Origin of the sequence: Pseudoalteromonas sp. MMG007 (genome assembly GCF_018100985.1) — a bacterium.
In the GTDB taxonomy this organism is placed as follows: Bacteria; Pseudomonadota; Gammaproteobacteria; order Enterobacterales; family Alteromonadaceae; genus Pseudoalteromonas.
The window spans coordinates 333,450-351,074 of sequence record NZ_JAGJEI010000002.1 but is presented as its reverse complement, the minus strand read 5'-3'; the positions used below and the strand labels follow the sequence as shown (position 1 = coordinate 351,074).

The following is a 17,625-nucleotide window of genomic DNA, read 5'->3' as shown; positions in this document are numbered from 1 at the left end:
AAAAAAGACGCCTAAGCGTCTTTTTAAATTAGCTAAAAGCGCTAATTAAGCGAAGTTTGCGTTTGCAAATTCCCAGTTAACTAGTGACCAGAAACCTTTAAGGTAATCTGGACGCACGTTACGGTAATCGATGTAGTAAGCATGTTCCCATAAATCCACAGTTAGGATTGGAGTAACACCTTCATCTGTTAATGGAGTCGCTGCGTTAGACGTATTTACGATATCTAATGAACCGTCAGCAAGTTTAACTAACCAAGTCCAGCTAGAACCGAAGTTATTAACTGCTTTATCATTTAATGCATCTTTAAACGCATCAAAAGAGCCCCATTTAGCGTTGATTGCATCAGCAACTGCACCAGTTGGCTCGCCGCCGCCATTTGGAGATAGGCTGTTCCAGTAGAAAGTGTGGTTCCAGATTTGTGCTGCGTTGTTAAATACGCCGCCTTCTGAAGAACATACGATTTCTTCTAGAGATTTGTTTTCAAACTCAGTACCAGGAATTAAACCGTTAAGTTTAACAACATAAGTGTTGTGGTGCTTACCGTGGTGAAACTCTAGCGTTTCTTTTGAAATATGTGGCTCAAGTGCATCGATTGCATATGGTAGTGACGGTAGTTCAAATGCCATTTTTCTATCTCCATCTTCTTTTGGTTGATAATCCGTTTGGTTATACGTAATACCTGTACAAACAGGCCACTTACCTATACCAACCGGGAATATAGTGTTACTATAATTGTTGAGTATTTTACTCAAGTTTTAGCAAACAGCAATGCTATTGCTAAAGACTATTTCAATTGCGGCTTTATTTGCCCATTTTAAGTTATATATCTGTGGCCACAATGATTTATTTTCAAGGCCTGGGTATATTCAGCTATCGTCATTTTGAGGTTGTAGATGGAAACCATTGATAAAATTAAACAGCAGATTTCAGAAAACCCAATAATCCTTTACATGAAAGGGTCACCTAAATTACCAAATTGTGGTTTTTCTTCACAAGCGTCACAAGCTCTAATGTCGTGTGGCGAACCATTTGCATATGTTGATATTTTACTTAATCCAGATATTCGTGCTGAACTTCCAGCATACGCAAATTGGCCTACGTTCCCACAACTATGGGTAGAAGGCGAGTTAGTAGGTGGTTGTGACATTATTATCGAAATGTTCCAACGCGGTGAGTTACAGCCGCTAGTTGCAGAGACTGCAGCTAAATATAAAGAAGCTGACGCAGAGTAAATTTTACTCAAGCTTTGAGATACTATTACAAGGCCACGTATTTTATGTGGCCTTGTTGTTTATAAACTACCCTTCATAACTATCATTTATTCAACCACCTATTTTTGCTTAAAGTCGTAAACCCTAAATTTTAAAATTGAAGCGATTAATTAAACTCTTTCAAAATGCGGTGTTCTAGTTGTATTTAAATCATATGACCCACTCATGTCCACATCATTAATCCACTTGGTTTTTTACTTACCACGTTGACCAAAACAAGAAGCTATCATTAAAGGTTTGAATTAAACCTTTTTAGAGTATTTTTGCCGAAAAGTGTATCCGTGGAGCAATGAATTGCCCCTCCGACTTCCTATTTATTGGATAACGTCTTACAAAGACTGTAATTAAGTAGATAAAAATTCACAAAAAGCATAAAAAATTGACATAAATAGTAATAACTATACTAATGAAACTACAAAAATAGAGATCTTAATCTGCAAAATTCAACTTAACTAATAAAACTATCTAAATGTTAACTGAATCAACTGTTCGGTAGTGAATATTTATTCAATCCGATATCGCCTTACGTTTACGTAAGGTGTAAGTGTTTCAGTCCTTGGTTTTTACAAAATATTAAACTTGACACCAGTGTCATGAAAAAATAGCGGTCAAATAAGCGCTAATTGTTAAAACTTATAAGTACAAAAGAAATCTTGCCTTGAAGTGAGAAATATTCAAGAATGTGAATATGTATTCAAAATAATATTGACTCTATTTACTATAGAGGCTAGTTTTGTGCGTCTGTTAGCAAATCGTCGAGCAGTTCATTCACGTTAACAGTGCAGCAAGGGGAGGGGTCTATGTTATACGACTCAAAATTAGAAAAAGATAATTGTGGCTTTGGCTTAATAGCCCAAGTTAATGGTCAGGCTAGTCATAGGCTTATACGTACAGCCATAACTGGGCTTGATCGCATGCAGCATCGTGGTGGTATTTCTGCCGATGGTAAAACTGGTGACGGCTGTGGTTTATTACTGCAAAAGCCTGACAGTTTTTTCCGTGCTATTGCCAGTGAACATAATTGGCACTTAGGTAAAAATTACGCCGTAGGCATGGTTTTCTTAAATTCAGATCCCGTTTTAGCACAAGCTGCAAAACAGGTTTTATGTGAAGAATTAGAACAAGAAACACTTAAAATATTAGGCTGGCGTGAAGTGCCAACCGACCCTTCAATGCTAGGTCCTATTGCTACTCAGCAGTTGCCAGGGTTTGAGCAAATTTTTGTTAGTGCGCCTGAAGGCTGGCGCTCTAAAGATTTAGAACGCCGATTATATGTAGCACGTCGTCGTGCAGAAAAGCGTTTAGCGCAAGATGAGTCATTTTATATTGCAAGTTTATCTGGGTTAGTCACTATCTATAAAGGCCTTATGATGCCTGCAGATTTGCCTAACTTTTATTTAGATTTAGCCGACATTCGCATGACCAGCGCTATTTGTGTTTTTCATCAGCGTTTTTCTACTAATACTCAGCCGCGTTGGCCTTTAGCGCAACCGTTTAGGTATTTAGCGCATAATGGTGAAATAAATACGATTGAGGGTAACCGTCAATGGGCACGAGCTCGCTCATATAAGTTTTCATCGCCACTTATTCCTGATTTACAAAGTGCAGCGCCATTTGTAAACGAAACTGGCTCTGATTCATCAAGCCTAGATAACATGCTTGAGTTGTTTTTAGCCGGTGGTATGGATTTATTCCGTGCTATGCGCATGCTAGTGCCGCCTGCATGGCAAAAAAACCGTGCAATGGATGATGATTTACGCGCATTTTATGACTTTAACTCTATGCACATGGAACCATGGGACGGCCCTGCGGGTATTGTTATGTCCGATGGTCGCTTTGCAGCATGTAACCTTGACCGAAATGGCCTTCGCCCAGCACGCTATGTTATTACACAAGATGGTTTTATTACGCTTGCTTCAGAAGTGGGCATTTGGGATTACACCGCCGATGAAGTAGTCGAAAAAGGCCGTGTTGGCCCAGGTGAGCTATTAGTAATTGATACTAAACTTGGTAAAATCTGGCATTCAGATGAAATCGACCAAGATTTAAAATCACGTCATCCTTACAAGTCATGGCTTGAAGAAAACGTTAAACGTTTAACACCATTTGAAGAACTTACTGAGCAAGATGCGGGTAATCGCTCATTTGATGATGAAACGCTTGCTAAGTACCAAAAAATGTTTGGCTACACGAATGAAGAGCTTGATAGTGTTATTCGTGTAATGGGTGAAAACGGCCAAGAAGCGACAGGCTCAATGGGTGACGACACGCCATTTGCTGTTTTAAGCGAAGGGCATCGTTCACTTTACGATTACTTCCGTCAAAAGTTTGCGCAAGTAACTAACCCGCCTATCGATCCGTTACGTGAAAACCACGTAATGTCACTTGCTACTTGTATTGGTAGTGAGCAAAATGTATTCAACGAAACAACAGGCCACGCTAAGCGTTTACAGTTCGATACGCCTATTTTAATGTACGCAGACATGCAGCAGTTACTTAATGCTGATGACGAGCACTACAGCTACTGCAAAATCGATATTACATACACAGCCGAAGAGGGCTTAGAAAAGGCAGTAGCGCGAATTTGTGATTCGGCACAAGAAAAAGCCGCAGCGGGTTGTGTCATGCTTATTTTGTCAGACCGCAACTTTAGCGAGAGCCAACTACCTATTCCTGCTGCTATGGCGGTAGGTGCAGTACAAAAGCGTCTTGTGGATACAAATCTTCGCTGCGAATCTAACATTATCATTGAAACAGGTAGCGTTCGCGATGCACACCAATTTGCCGTACTACTTGGCTTTGGCGCAACAGCGATTTACCCATACCTTGCGTACGAGTCACTCGTTGCGATGAGCGACAGTAAAGTGATTGAAAAATCGTACTGCGAAGTAACACTTTCATACCGTAAAGCCATTAATAAAGGCTTATACAAAATAATGTCTAAAATGGGCATCAGTACAATTGCATCGTACCGTTGTTCAATGCTGTTTGAAGCGGTTGGCTTATCTGACTCTATGGTTGAGATGTGCTTTAAAGGGGTTGCAAGTCGTATTAAGGGGGCGTGTTTTAGTGATTTTGATAGTGATCAGCAAAAGCTACATAAACTTGCATTTAGTAAGCGTAAGCTACTAAGCCATGGTGGTTTATTAAAATATGTGCACGGTGGTGAGTACCATGCTTATAACCCAGATGTAATTCAAACGCTGCAAAAAGCAGTACGCTCTGGAGATTATAAAGACTACGGTGCTTACGCAAATTTAGTTAATAATCGTCCAATAGCTACTTTGCGCGATATGTTAGCGCTTAAATTACCTGAAAAGGGCATCAACGTTGATGATGTAGAGCCAGCTGAAAACCTATATAAACGTTTTGATTCAGCAGCAATGAGTATTGGTGCACTCTCGCCAGAAGCGCATGAAGCGTTAGCTATTGCGATGAACCGCTTAGGTGGTTGTTCAAACTCTGGTGAAGGCGGTGAAGATAAATTACGTTTTGGCACTGAGAAAAACTCACGAATTAAGCAAGTTGCTTCTGGACGATTTGGTGTAACGCCGCATTATCTTCGTAATGCCGACGTAATTCAAATCAAAGTGGCGCAGGGTGCTAAGCCTGGTGAAGGTGGACAACTACCGGGTGAAAAAGTAACGCCTTATATTGCTAAACTTCGTTATTCAGTTCCGGGCGTAACACTAATATCACCACCACCGCATCACGACATTTACTCGATTGAGGATTTAGCTCAGCTAATATTCGATTTAAAACAAGTAAATCCTGAAGCGATGATTTCGGTTAAGTTAGTGTCGGAGCCTGGCGTGGGCACAATTGCTACGGGTGTAGCTAAAGCATACGCTGATTTAATTACTATTTCGGGTTACGACGGTGGCACAGGCGCAAGCCCGCTTACGTCTGTAAAATATGCAGGTAGCCCATGGGAGCTTGGCCTTGCTGAAACTCAACAAGCACTTGTTGAAAATGGCCTTCGTCATCGTATTCGTCTGCAAACAGATGGCGGCTTAAAAACAGGTTTAGACATTATTAAAGCGGCTATTTTAGGTGCCGAAAGCTTTGGTTTTGGTACCGGCCCAATGGTGGCGTTAGGGTGTAAATACCTTAGGATTTGTCACTTAAATAACTGTGCAACCGGCGTAGCAACGCAAGACGAAACGCTTCGTCAAAAGCACTACCATGGCTTACCAGAAATGGCGATGAACTACTTTAAGTTTATAGCGCAAGAAGCACGCGAGATCATGGCAAGCTTAGGTGTTGCAAACTTAACTGATTTAATCGGTCGTTTAGATTTACTTGAAGCGATTGAAGGTAAAACAGCTAAGCAAAAGAAAATAGATTTATCATCTGTGATTGCTCAGCCTAATAACCCAACGGGCGAAACGTTATTTTGTAGCGCACCAAATAGCTCTCATTATTTAGGTGAGTTAAATGAAACGTTATTAGGTAAAGCACAGCAGGCGATTGATACTTCATCAGGTATCTCGCTCGTGAGCCGTATATGTAATACAGACCGCTCAGTTGGGGCAATGCTATCTGGCTATATTGCTTCTAAACACGGTAACCAAGGTATGGCCGCAGATCCTATTGCAATTGAGCTACATGGTACTGCAGGGCAATCATTTGGTGTTTGGAATGCGGGTGGCCTAGAAATGACGTTAATAGGCGATGCAAACGACTATGTTGGTAAAGGCATGGCTGGCGGTAAGCTTGTTATTCGCCCACCACTTGGCTCATCGTTTGAAAGTCATAAAGCGACTATTGCAGGCAATACATGTTTGTACGGCGCTACGGGCGGAAAATTATTTGCTGCAGGCTGCGCAGGTGAGCGTTTTGCTGTTCGTAACTCAGGTGTACAAGCGGTTGTAGAAGGTGTAGGCGACAATGGCTGTGAATACATGACCGGCGGCGTTGTGTGTGTACTTGGTAATATTGGCGTTAACTTTGGCGCAGGTATGACAGGTGGTTTTGCTTATATTTTAGATGAGCGAAATGACTTTGAAAAACGCATCAACCCGGAGCTTGTTGAAGTTGTAACACTTGATGATTTAAGTTCGCACCAAGAGCATTTACGCGGCTTAATTGCCGAGCATTTAGAGCTGACAGGCTCGTGCCGTGCAGAAACCATTTTAGCTAACTTTGAATTGTATTTACCTATGTTCAAGCTAGTTAAACCAAAATCAAGTGATGTAAAAAGTTTACTCGGGCATCGCGCTCGCAGTAGCGCAGAACTTCGTGTTCAAGCGCAATAAGGGGGCAGTATGAGCGAAAATGTATATCAATTTATAGACGTGCAGCGTGTAGATCCGCGCAAAAAACCAATCTCGTCGCGTAAAAAATCTTTCGTGGAAATTTACGAACCCTTTTCAGAGAACCAGGTGAACTCGCAAGCTGACCGTTGTTTAGATTGTGGTAACCCTTACTGTGAATGGAAATGCCCAGTGCATAACTACATTCCTCAGTGGTTAAAGTTAATTAGGACAGGCCGTATTTTAGAAGCCGCTGAGCTTTCTCACCGTACAAACAGTTTGCCAGAGGTATGTGGACGTGTTTGCCCACAGGACAGACTGTGCGAAGGTTCATGTACGCTTGATGAAGAGTTTGGCGCAGTAACCATTGGTAATATTGAAAAGTATATTACTGATACTGCATTTAAAATGGGCTGGAAACCAGACATGTCATACGTGACGTGGACGGATAAAAAAGTGGCTATTATTGGCGCGGGTCCGGCTGGTTTGGGCTGTGCTGACATTTTAGTGCGTAACGGTGTAAAACCAGTGGTTTTTGACCGTCACCCTGAAATTGGCGGCTTACTTACTTTTGGTATTCCTTCTTTCAAACTTGAAAAAGAAGTAATGCAAAAACGTCGTGAAATTTTCACCGAAATGGGTGTTGAATTTAAGCTAAACGTTGAAGTGGGTGTCGATATTACCATGGATGAAGTTTTAGCTGACTACGACGCGGTCTTTTTAGGTGTAGGTACGTATCAAAGTATGCGTGCTGGCCTTGAAAATGAAGATGCACCGGGCGTGCACGATGCACTCCCATTTTTAATCGGCAATACTAACCGTGTAATGGGTTATGACGAAAAAAATCAAGCCTGCATTGATATGGTCAATCAAAAGGTTGTAGTACTTGGTGGTGGTGACACCGCAATGGATTGCGTACGTACATCAATTCGCCAAAATGCAGCTAAAGTAACGTGTGCGTACCGTCGTGATGAAGAGAATATGCCAGGTTCTAAGCGTGAAGTTAAAAACGCTAAAGAAGAGGGCGTAAACTTTACGTTTAATGTACAGCCAACGGGTATAGTGCTTGACGATAATGGCCACGTTGCGGGTGTCAAAATGGTCAAAACACAATTAGGTGAGCCTGATGAAAATGGTCGAAGCCGTGCAGAAGTAGTACAAGGCTCAGAGCATGTACTTGAAGCTGACCAAGTGATTATGGCGTTTGGTTTTAAACCACATAAGATGGATTGGTTAGAGAAGTACGATGTAGAAATTAACCATTGGGGCGGTATTAACGCACCAGAACAAGGTGAATTTACACACCAAACAACTAACCCTAAAATATTTGCGGGTGGCGATATAGTGCGCGGTTCAGATTTAGTCGTAACGGCTATTTTTGAAGGTCGAAACGCAGCTGAAGGCATCATGGATTATTTAGAAGTTTAGTCATTCATTTTATGAGTATTAAAAGCAAGCCATCTGGCTTGCTTTTTTGTTTGTGCGATTTAGATGCAATAGACCTAGCTCGTATTGTATAATAGTGTGTCAGTGCACCTGTTACTTAGTTCAGCCTATGCCTTTAGGCTTTTACCTTCATGTAATAGTTTTTATAACAAAGCCTTTCCCACAGTTCTTTCTTTTTTGCGAAATAGTACATCATTGAGCCCGCTTTTAACGGTCATATTCATCATTTTTCACTCTTTATAGTAACTTGAGCGTATTTAGCAGAGCTTTCATAAAAAAGCCAATGATGACTTTGGATATAATTTCGTAGACTAAATATTTATGACCTAGCTAAAATATATTAAAAAAACATTCTAAAAAATGCGACAGCTTCTGGCTGGGGCGGTGAAGAATTTTTAATTATTCTTCCAGATTAAAACCTTGAAAAAGGAAGAATAATCGTTGAAAAAATTCATAGCTCAGTTAAAAGCCCAAAGGTAAACATTTAAATAACAGTATGAGTTTAATGCTCAGAATTGGTGTTATTTCATCGTCCGGTGGGCGCTCAATAGACTCGGACATTAAGCATGATGATAAACTACACTATAAGGTAAAAGAGCAACGGAGGAACAAAACATGCTCTTTCATAAATCTAAGGCGTGCCTAGTCCATCGAAAATGAGTCTAATGACGGCCTAGTTTTAGCTTTTCGACGTTTTACACTCATAAAGCATATTACGTTTAAGATAATTTGCAATCCAATTAGTAGCCATAAACTAGAAACGAAAGTGGTTAAACTATCAGCTTTACTGTTGGTAAAGTAAAAAGTTGTAGTTACTGTTTGAAATAATAAAACAGCATTTAAAAATTTTAATAATCGCTGCTTAAAATGAGTATGCTTATATTTGCTAAATAGCACTAAGCCTGTGCTGAATACAAACAAAACCCAGCTAATAATAATACAAAAATCAATTAAGGGATTTTGCATATTGAATCCTATAGTATGTTAATACGCTAACTCAGTAAGTAATCTTCTTAAAATAACCGCTATATTTACAACATTTTAAAGTAGGCTAGATCTTATGCAGTCGTAAAATAGAGTCTCTTAACAAAAAATAAATACCAAATTTAATTATTGTACGAGTAGAACAATGTTAAAAACCCGTACTTATCATATCCAAGCTAGCCGTGAGCCATTATTAGTTCTTTAGCATTCGCTTTAGCTGTTTTACTTATGTTGTCACCACCAAGAAGGCGTGCTATCTCATTAATACGGCCATCTTTATTTAATGGCAGCATGTGCGTAAAGGTCTCTCCTTGTGCAATTTCTTTTGCGACAAAAAACTGCTGATGCGCACTGCTTGCTACTTGAGGTAAATGGGTAACACATATAACCTGCGTTGACTTACCTAATTGGCGTAATAATTTGCCCACTGCCGATGCTGTAGGTCCCGAAATACCTACATCTACTTCATCAAAAATTAAGGTTGGAGTTGTAACCTTTTGTGCAATGATAACTTGTATAGCAAGACTTATACGAGAAAGCTCACCACCTGATGCTACTTTAGCAAGAGGTTGTAAAGGTTGGCCTGGATTGGTTGATACTAAAAACGATACATTATCAAAGCCTAAGCTATTTGGTGTGCGGTCGCTTTGCTGTGTTAGCGCTATTTCAAATACACCATTTTCCATTGATAAATTAGCCATGCTTTCACTTATTAATACATTAAGTGTGCTGGCATATTTATAACGGCTTTCGCTTAGCTGCTCTGCAGAATGTTTGTAATCAATTAAGGCACTGTCTATTTCAGATTCTAGTTGTGTTAAACGGTTTGAATTATTACTAATTGACTCTAGCTCTTGTGAAATAGATTGATGAAAATCAACGAGTTGTTGCGGTTTTATATGGTGCTTACGTGCTAAGTCCATTGCGCCACTTAAGCGTGTTTCTACTTCGATTAAACGAGCGGGATCTAAATCAGCTTGCTCGGTGTAGTTTCTTGCTTCACGACTTGCTTCTTCAACTTGTACCGCTGCTTCATCGAGTAATGCAGCGACGCTTGCTAAACTTTCATCATACTGAGCAAGTTGAGCAAACTGTTGAGCACTGTGTTGTAGCATAGAGCATGCATTTTGTTCATCACTTTCATATAAATGTTGTAGCTCACGTTGGCAAGATTCTAAGATTGTTTGGCTATTACTGAGCTTATAATGCTCAGCTTCTATTTGCTCAAACTCGCCTTCTTGCAAAGCAAATTCATCGAGTTCAGCAACTTGGTACTCTAAAAGTTGCTTTTGCGCAGCTTGTTGTTGTTGCTGTTGCTCTAGGTGTTTAAATTCTTTTTGTAGGTTAGCAAATTGCTTATAATTTAAAGTTACTGCCTCAACTAAATTGTGGTGGCCAGCGTAGGCATCAAGAAGCTGTAATTGGTGCTCAGCTTTTAATAAATGCTGGTGAGCATGTTGCCCATGAATAGAAATTAAGTATTGGCCAAGCTCTTTTAATTGGGACGCAGTGACTGCGCTGCCATTTATATAGCTTTTACTGCGACCATTTTTACAAACTACACGGCGTAATAAGCATTCACTATCATCAGTACTTAATAAATGTTGCTCTAAAAATGATTGAGCAAGAGGCAATGCTGATAAATCAAACTGCGCACATACCTCCGCTTTATCAGTACCTGGGCGAACAGCAGAGGCTTCTGCGCGCTCACCTAGGCATAGTGATAAAGCATCAATAGCAATAGATTTACCAGCCCCGGTTTCGCCTGTTATGGCTGTCATACCGCTGCGCCACTCGGTGCTTAAATTACTTACAATTGCGAAATTTTTAACTTCTAAACCAATTAACATACTGTTTATCCATCCAGTCAATTAACTGTTAATTTATACAGTGTTTTGGTTTTTTGCAAATTAATTTTATTTTATTTAAGCAACACTCGCTTCTTGGACGAATCGAGGATCGGGCGTTAATGGGATTGTATTGGCCGTTTCATTTTCTATATCAGTAGGTTGTGAGAAATCTTCGGTTTTAATATTACTAATAAGTGTAGGTAACTTATTTGTATAAAATTGCTTATTATACAAGATACCTTGTTGGGGTAACTCAGACACAAAGTGCTGCACGTTATCTATTAAAGATTGAATAAAGTTTGTTTGGTTTATCTTTATTAGCTCGTTAGTAAGCGTACTAATAAGTAAATCGGCTATATCCTCTAATTGTTGTAAGTTTTCGTCTGTATGGGGTTGTACTACAAAAAAGTTGCTTAAAATAGCTTGAATACGAGGGATGTACTTAGGACGAATTACTTTAGCATCAAGTAGTTCGTTTAATTTAGTTTTAAGACGTGCGTTCACTTGCGAAACACGTTCATTAAATAGCTTTTTTTTAGCTTCTATTGCTTTTTTACGGTTACTTTCAATTTTTAAGTAACTTGCTAAAAGCGTAATTAGTAGCAGTAGAGCAAAGAATACTACATAAGTCATTGCTTTATGTTTCCAAAATCGTTGATTATTATTAGACGCCGTATTTTGCTCTATAGTACTAAATTTGGCAATAAGATTAGTATAAACGACTGCCCCAATTTAATTTAGTACGTAAAACGTTGTAGTAAGAGTAGTTTTTTGGATGAATTAAGCGCAGCTGTTTATCTGCTTTTTTAATTACTACTTCGTCGCCCGGTAAAACGGCAAGCACAACATGGCTGTCACAACTTACTTGCAGGCTATCGGTGTTTTCTAGGCTTAACTTTAAGCGCACTTCATTATCGGCATCAACTACTAAAGGCCTGCTTGATAAAGTATGTGGAAACATTGGCACTAATGAAATTGCATTTAGCTCGGGTGTTAATATGGGGCCACCACCTGAAAGAGAATAAGCTGTAGAACCTGTAGGTGTTGATACAATTAAACCGTCAGAGCGCTGCGAAAATACAAAATCGTTATTAATAAATGCCTCAAACTCTATCATGTGAGCCACTTTGTCGGCATGAAGTACGGCTTCGTTTACCGCTGAATTTGCACTTTTTAATTCGTTATGACGGTAAACTTCAACTTCTAATAAAAAACGATTCTCTTCAAGGTATTCGCCACTTAGTACTTGCTCAAGGCTTGCTTCAAATCCTTCTGGATTTAAGTCAGTCAAAAAACCTAAGTTCCCTCTGTTTACGCCAATCACTGCGATATTAAAGCGAGCAAGTACGCGCGCGGCACCTAACATATTACCGTCACCCCCAACCACGATGGCTAGGTCGGCTTGTTCGCCTAAGTCGACTAATTTAACAAGATTATCGTGAGGGATATCCTCTAACTGACTCCCTGTGCGCTTTTCTACAATTACCTCAAAACCTAATGCGAGTAAAAAAGTATGTAATCGCTGTAGAGTCGCCGCTGCGCCTGGGTGATTAGGTTTGCCTATAAGGCCAATAGTTTTAAAAGGAGAGTCCATAATGTACGCACATAAAGAGTTTATATTTGTAGGGTAACCCAAAAGAGAAGTGTTTGAAAATACTGATTATAGCAATATTATAAACCTTCAATATTATTGCGATTGAGTTAATTAAGTGACTTGAATTACAACTAAACGCCCCGATATCTCTTTCATGCAACAAGATGTAGATAACATGAAACTAAACCCTAGAGATCAACAAATTTTTTCAGCTGTTATGAACATGTACTGTAATGGTGAGGGCCTTCCAGTCCCATCAACAAAGATTGCTAAACTCAAAGGTATGGCAGTGTGTTCGGCAACGGTACGTAACGCAATGGCACGATTAGAAAAAATTGGCTTGCTTTATTCGCCGCATACTTCTGCGGGCAGAGTCCCGACAACACAAGGGTTTGATTATTGGTTTGATGAGTACTTTACACTTGCTGATATTGCAAATTATTGGCAACCAGAGCAAGCACAACTTGTTGAGCTTGCTCACGGGCTTAGTCAAAAGTATCAAGTGTGTTGCTGTGTGGGGTTGCCACAAGCAAGCTCTCAGCAAGTATTTAGAGTAGAGGTACTTGATTTTGACTCAACCGATTGGCTTATTTTATTAATAGATAGAGCAGGGCAGAGCCATAATATTTGTATTGATAAACCGCACGATTCATCAAACAGCGTACGTTATCAGTTTGCAACGTGGTTAAATACTGTATTTAGTCAACAAACGTTGATGGAAGGCCTTTATAGAATGCAAGCTATGGCAAATACTGCGCCCCACAACTGCCACGACTCATTAACCCAATGGACACGTCAGCTTAGCCAAAAGCTAGGTTCTGATAACAGTATTGTAGTCGGTGAAAATTATTTATATAAAAAAATAGACTGCGAACAAAATCTAAATATTGGTGTGTCGTTTTTAAACTTTGTTGAAGATAAGCTTGCCTTTAAAAATGGTGTATCGGTTTTAAATACTGGTAAATTGCCCTTCACTGAGTGCGATGAACTTATTGTACTTAGTGTGCCGTATTTTCAAAATCAAGAATACCAAAGCCGCTTTTGCGTAATTTGCCCTAAATCGGCGCAAATTGAAGAAATAATCCAAGAATTTAAATTATTAGAGTCATCTAACTCTTGAATCTTTTTATTCAATCCCCATAATTACCGCAGTTGTAAAGAATTGGAGCACGTATTTTATGTCTGAGCAGACAAAAAACCCTGAGCAAGAAGTAGAACTAAATGAAGAAGTAGCTCAAATGGAAGCTGATGTTGAAGCAGCAGTAGAAGCCGCAGAGCAACACGAAGCAGATCAAGAGCAAAGCCCTGAAGCGGAAATCGCAATGCTATACGCAGAGCTTGAAGCTGCAAAACAGACTATTGCTGATCAAAAAGACAGTGTAGTACGTGCAGCCGCTGACGTTGATAATATTCGTCGTCGTGCAGCGCAAGATGTAGAAAAAGCTCACAAGTTTGCACTAGAGAAATTTGCTAACGAATTACTACCAGTTATTGATAACCTAGAACGCGCTATTGAGTTTTCTGATAAAGAAAACGAAACATTAAAGCCGTTACTTGAAGGTATTGATATGACGGTTAAAAGCTTTAACGATGCCGTTGCTAAATTTGGCGTTGAAATTGTAAACCCGCAAGGTGAGCAATTTAACCCTGATTTTCATCAAGCAATGTCTATCCAGCCAAGTAACGATGTAACGCCAAATACAGTATTGGCCGTTATGCAAAAAGGTTACACATTGAATGGCCGTTTATTACGCCCAGCAATGGTTATGGTTTCAAAAGCGGCTGATGCTTAATTTAGCCCTTTAACATATTTAAAAATGCCTCAAATTGAGGCATTTTTTTTGTCTACTTTATAGTGAATTAACTGTACCAGCATAGTTAAAAGCACGGCACTAAACATCAAGCTTGAAAACGGAACAGAGCTTTTAGCGTGCATTAGCGCTAGTATTGGCCCAACCAATGCGCCACTGCCAAAACGAAGCGTGCCAATAACGGCTGTGGCAGTACCTGTGTTCTTTTCAAATTTCATTAATATTAGTGAGTCGGCGTTACTTGCGGTCACCCCTAAGCTCATCATTAATGGCGCTATGGCAGCCACTATGTAGTATAAAGAGAGGTGTAGCAAACTAAATGTTAGTAGTGCCAGCCCAGATATAAATCCGCATACAAGCCCTACGTAAAGCATTTTACGAGAGCCAAGCCTTGGTACAATTCGCGTATTTAAAAAGTTACCAAACATAAGTGCCATTACGTTAAAGGCAAATAACACACCAAATAATTGCTCAGATACCTTATATAAATCTAAATATATAAACGGTACTGAGGTTAAAAAGCAAAAAAAGCCAAACGATACAAACATAGAGCTTAAAATATCTGCGCGAGCATCTTTATTACTAAGCACGGTTTTATAACTATCAAAAAATAAAGCGAGGCCTTTTTTCTCGTTTTTATGAATAGGGATATCAATTAAGTATATTTGTACAAAAGCAAGTATCATAAAGCTGTAGGCCGCGAGCACTAAAAATATGCTAGACCAAACAGATAGCCCCAAAATAAATGAACCTACAGAAGGCGCAATTAGAGGCGCTACCATCATGATCATCGACACATACGACATTCCTTTCGCTGTGTTTTTTTGATAAATATGTCTAATAATACCTGGTACAACGACAGTTGCTGCCGCGCCAGTAAATGCTTGCACTGCTCTTAGTGCCCAAAAAGTATTTATTTCAGAGGTAAACGCCAGCGCAATAGAGCTCGTGCCAAATAAGGTTAAGCCAATTCGCGCGAGTTTACGTCGACCAATTTGATCGGCTACAGGGCCAAAAAACAACATACCTAATGAGTAACCCGCCAAATAAATACTCAACGAAATTTGTACATTAGGCATAGTAGTTTGTAAATCATTCGCAATCACCAACATTGCGGGTAAATACATATCTATTGCCAGTGGGGTAATTGCTACAATACTAGCTAATAGAGGTAATAAAATACGGGTATTAAAAGACGAGGCTGAGGCGTCCATGAATAAACTCAACAATCACTAAAAACAAGACCTACAGTGTAACAGGGCATTAGAAGTGTATAAACTTAGTTTGCCTGCTAAGTTAATAAAAATAAACGAGTAGTAACATAGTGTAAAGATTCTAAACTGGCACTGTGTTTGCTATTCTACAAGTAATTAAAAAAATGACTTGAGAGAAATATTATGAAAAAACTGGTACTTGCTGTATTAGCAACGGCGGTTTTAGCTGGTTGCAAAACATCGCCAACCGGACGTACGCAAATAGCACTTTACTCAGATCAACAAATGAGTGAGATGGGCACCGCTAGCTTTGCAGAAATGAAAGCATCTCAGCCTATTAATAAAGACGCAAAAACTAATTCTTACGTAAATTGTATTGCTGAAAAAGTAGTCGCTGTTTTGCCTCAAGAATATGCGTCGCAAAATTGGGAAGTCGTGGTATTTGAAGATGAGTCAGCTAATGCATTTGCGCTACCGGGTGGCTATATCGGTGTTCATACGGGATTATTAAAAATAGCCACCAATCAAGATCAACTTGCCACCGTGCTTGGGCATGAAGTAGGGCATGTTATTGCTGAGCACTCAAATGAGCGTGTATCACAAAGCTCAATTTTAGACACTGGCTTGCAGTTAGGCAGTGCTGCACTTGAAATGGGCAATATTCAATACCGCAACGAAATAATGCAAGGATTAGGGTTAGGCGCACAATATGGTGTTGTTCTGCCTTTTAGTCGCTCACATGAATCTGAAGCCGATGAAATTGGGTTAGATTTGATGGCTCAAGCAGGTTTTAATCCGCAAGAGTCAGTCACGCTTTGGGAGAATATGAGCGCTGCTGGCAGTGGTACAACCCCAGAGTTTTTATCTACTCACCCTGCGCCAAGCAGTCGTATTAAAGACTTACAAGCACAAATGAGTAAAGCACTGAGTGAACAAAGCACTGCTAAATCTCAAGGTAAAAACCCGCAGTGCACACTTTAGTTATGTGTCTTATTAGTTAAAGTAATATGCGTTTAATAACGTACCAATAAAATAAATCCCCTGTAAGTGCATCTCCTACAGGGGTTTTATTATACTCTTACATAGTTTATTCAGCTGTGAGGGCTTGTTTAAATACCGTTTTAAAACGTTCGAAATCTTCTATTTGTGGTAAGTGTCCTAAATTATCAAGCTCATATAATTTAGCGTTAGGGATAAGCGAAGCGGCATTTTTACCTAACTTATCATAACGGCCAAGCTCATAATCTACACCGTCTTTTTTCCAGTTTCTGCCGGGACCTGTTCTATCTCGGGTGCCAATAATTAACTTAACAGGTACGGCAAAGTCCTTAAATTCAGTAATTACCGGTTGAGTGAAAATCATATCGTATGTTTTAGCGTTAACCCACGCCATTTGCTCTTTATCTGGACCTTGTATTTGCCCGGTTATAAAGTCTGTAAGGGCGGAATATGTGGCGTTCCACTTTCCATCATAATAGTTTTTTTGCTGATATTTTTTTACGCTCTCGGGGGTTTTGGCAAGCTCATTTTTATAGAAAAAATTTGTATCTTTGTAATCTACATATTGTAAATAGTTTTCAAGCCCAATTGGGTTAAGCAAAATCAGTTTAGTTGTTGTACTTGGGTACATTAATGTAAACCGACTAGCCAACATACCGCCCATAGAATGACCAACGACTATTGTTTCTTTTAAATTAAGAGACTCAATTAACGCATGTGTATGATGGGCAAGTACTGCAAACGAATACTGGTAGTTAGTGGGTTTAGATGATTTACCAAAACCAATTTGATCAGGAATTAGCACCCCAAAGCCAAGGGATTGTAAGTATTGTGCTGTAGTCGTCCAGTAATCAGCATTAAAATTTTTGCCGTGCATAAGTGTCACTGTAGGCATATCTGCTTTGGTAGGCTTTAGGTGAATATACGCCATTTTAAGAGACTGCTTTTGTGACTCAATATTAAAGTAATTTACTTTAAAGTCGTATTGGTAACTACTTATAAGCGCATCGTAAGAGAGAGACTCAGTATTCACTTTACTGCTTGCTAAGGCATTGTTAGTGAAAGCTAACAATGCAGAAAAACACATAACGTTAATTGGCGACATTTTGTTACTCCTTTAAAGGACCAGCACTAGGCTTAAAAGAAGTACGACAATAGCTAAGTATTAAGGACTGTTCAATTAAATACTTAAAATGGCAT

12 protein-coding genes are annotated in these 17,625 nt (G+C 39.5%); 6 read left to right on the top strand and 6 right to left on the bottom strand.

All coding sequences use genetic code 11. The annotated features are described in order from the left end of the window. Positions 1-45: 45 nt before the first annotated feature. On the bottom strand, positions 46-627 hold the full coding sequence (locus tag J8L71_RS05375; RefSeq protein ID WP_058549160.1) for a Fe-Mn family superoxide dismutase: 582 nt from the start codon (positions 625-627) through the stop codon (positions 46-48). 267 nt (positions 628-894) lie between these two features. Here J8L71_RS05375 and J8L71_RS05370 point away from each other — a divergent pair, with 267 nt between their 5' ends. From J8L71_RS05370 to J8L71_RS05360, 3 genes are all read left to right on the top strand, one after another. Then, positions 895-1,233: a Grx4 family monothiol glutaredoxin gene (locus tag J8L71_RS05370; RefSeq protein WP_058548872.1), complete on the top strand. Its 339-nt coding sequence runs from the start codon at positions 895-897 to the stop codon at positions 1,231-1,233. An 839-nt stretch (positions 1,234-2,072) separates the two neighbouring features. Further along, entirely contained in the window at positions 2,073-6,530 is a 4,458-nt protein-coding gene (gltB, locus tag J8L71_RS05365) for a glutamate synthase large subunit (protein WP_210999613.1), read from the top strand. 9 nt (positions 6,531-6,539) lie between these two features. Continuing rightward, on the top strand, positions 6,540-7,955 hold the full coding sequence (locus tag J8L71_RS05360; protein ID WP_210999612.1) for an FAD-dependent oxidoreductase: 1,416 nt from the start codon (positions 6,540-6,542) through the stop codon (positions 7,953-7,955). A gap of 1,178 nt (positions 7,956-9,133) precedes the next feature. Here J8L71_RS05360 and recN read toward each other — a convergent pair. The 3 genes from recN to nadK form a co-directional block, all read right to left on the bottom strand. Further along, positions 9,134-10,807: a DNA repair protein RecN gene (gene recN / locus J8L71_RS05355; RefSeq protein WP_210999611.1), complete on the bottom strand. Its 1,674-nt coding sequence runs from the start codon at positions 10,805-10,807 to the stop codon at positions 9,134-9,136. 75 nt (positions 10,808-10,882) lie between these two features. Beyond that, entirely contained in the window at positions 10,883-11,440 is a 558-nt protein-coding gene (locus J8L71_RS05350) for a hypothetical protein (protein WP_210999610.1), read from the bottom strand. Between the two features lie 76 nt (positions 11,441-11,516). Beyond that, positions 11,517-12,401 (bottom strand): NAD(+) kinase, encoded by an 885-nt coding sequence (nadK, locus tag J8L71_RS05345; protein ID WP_210999609.1) that lies wholly within the window; start codon positions 12,399-12,401, stop codon positions 11,517-11,519. Positions 12,402-12,555: 154 nt separating this feature from the next. On the opposite strand from nadK, the gene J8L71_RS05340 reads away from it, so the two are divergent. Next, positions 12,556-13,521 (top strand): HrcA family transcriptional regulator, encoded by a 966-nt coding sequence (locus J8L71_RS05340; protein ID WP_210999608.1) that lies wholly within the window; start codon positions 12,556-12,558, stop codon positions 13,519-13,521. A gap of 58 nt (positions 13,522-13,579) precedes the next feature. Continuing rightward, positions 13,580-14,194: a nucleotide exchange factor GrpE gene (gene grpE, locus J8L71_RS05335; protein WP_104642409.1), complete on the top strand. Its 615-nt coding sequence runs from the start codon at positions 13,580-13,582 to the stop codon at positions 14,192-14,194. A gap of 29 nt (positions 14,195-14,223) precedes the next feature. Here grpE and J8L71_RS05330 read toward each other — a convergent pair whose 3' ends face one another. Continuing rightward, entirely contained in the window at positions 14,224-15,426 is a 1,203-nt protein-coding gene (locus J8L71_RS05330) for a Bcr/CflA family efflux MFS transporter (protein WP_210999607.1), read from the bottom strand. A gap of 183 nt (positions 15,427-15,609) precedes the next feature. Here J8L71_RS05330 and J8L71_RS05325 point away from each other — a divergent pair, with 183 nt between their 5' ends. Continuing rightward, complete coding sequence (locus J8L71_RS05325; protein ID WP_210999606.1) at positions 15,610-16,407, top strand: M48 family metallopeptidase; 798 nt, start codon at positions 15,610-15,612, stop codon at positions 16,405-16,407. Between the two features lie 106 nt (positions 16,408-16,513). Here J8L71_RS05325 and J8L71_RS05320 read toward each other — a convergent pair whose 3' ends face one another. Beyond that, the gene (locus J8L71_RS05320) at positions 16,514-17,530 is read right to left on the bottom strand and encodes an alpha/beta hydrolase (protein WP_210999605.1); all 1,017 of its coding nucleotides are present in this window, start codon (positions 17,528-17,530) and stop codon (positions 16,514-16,516) included. Positions 17,531-17,625: the final 95 nt, after the last annotated feature.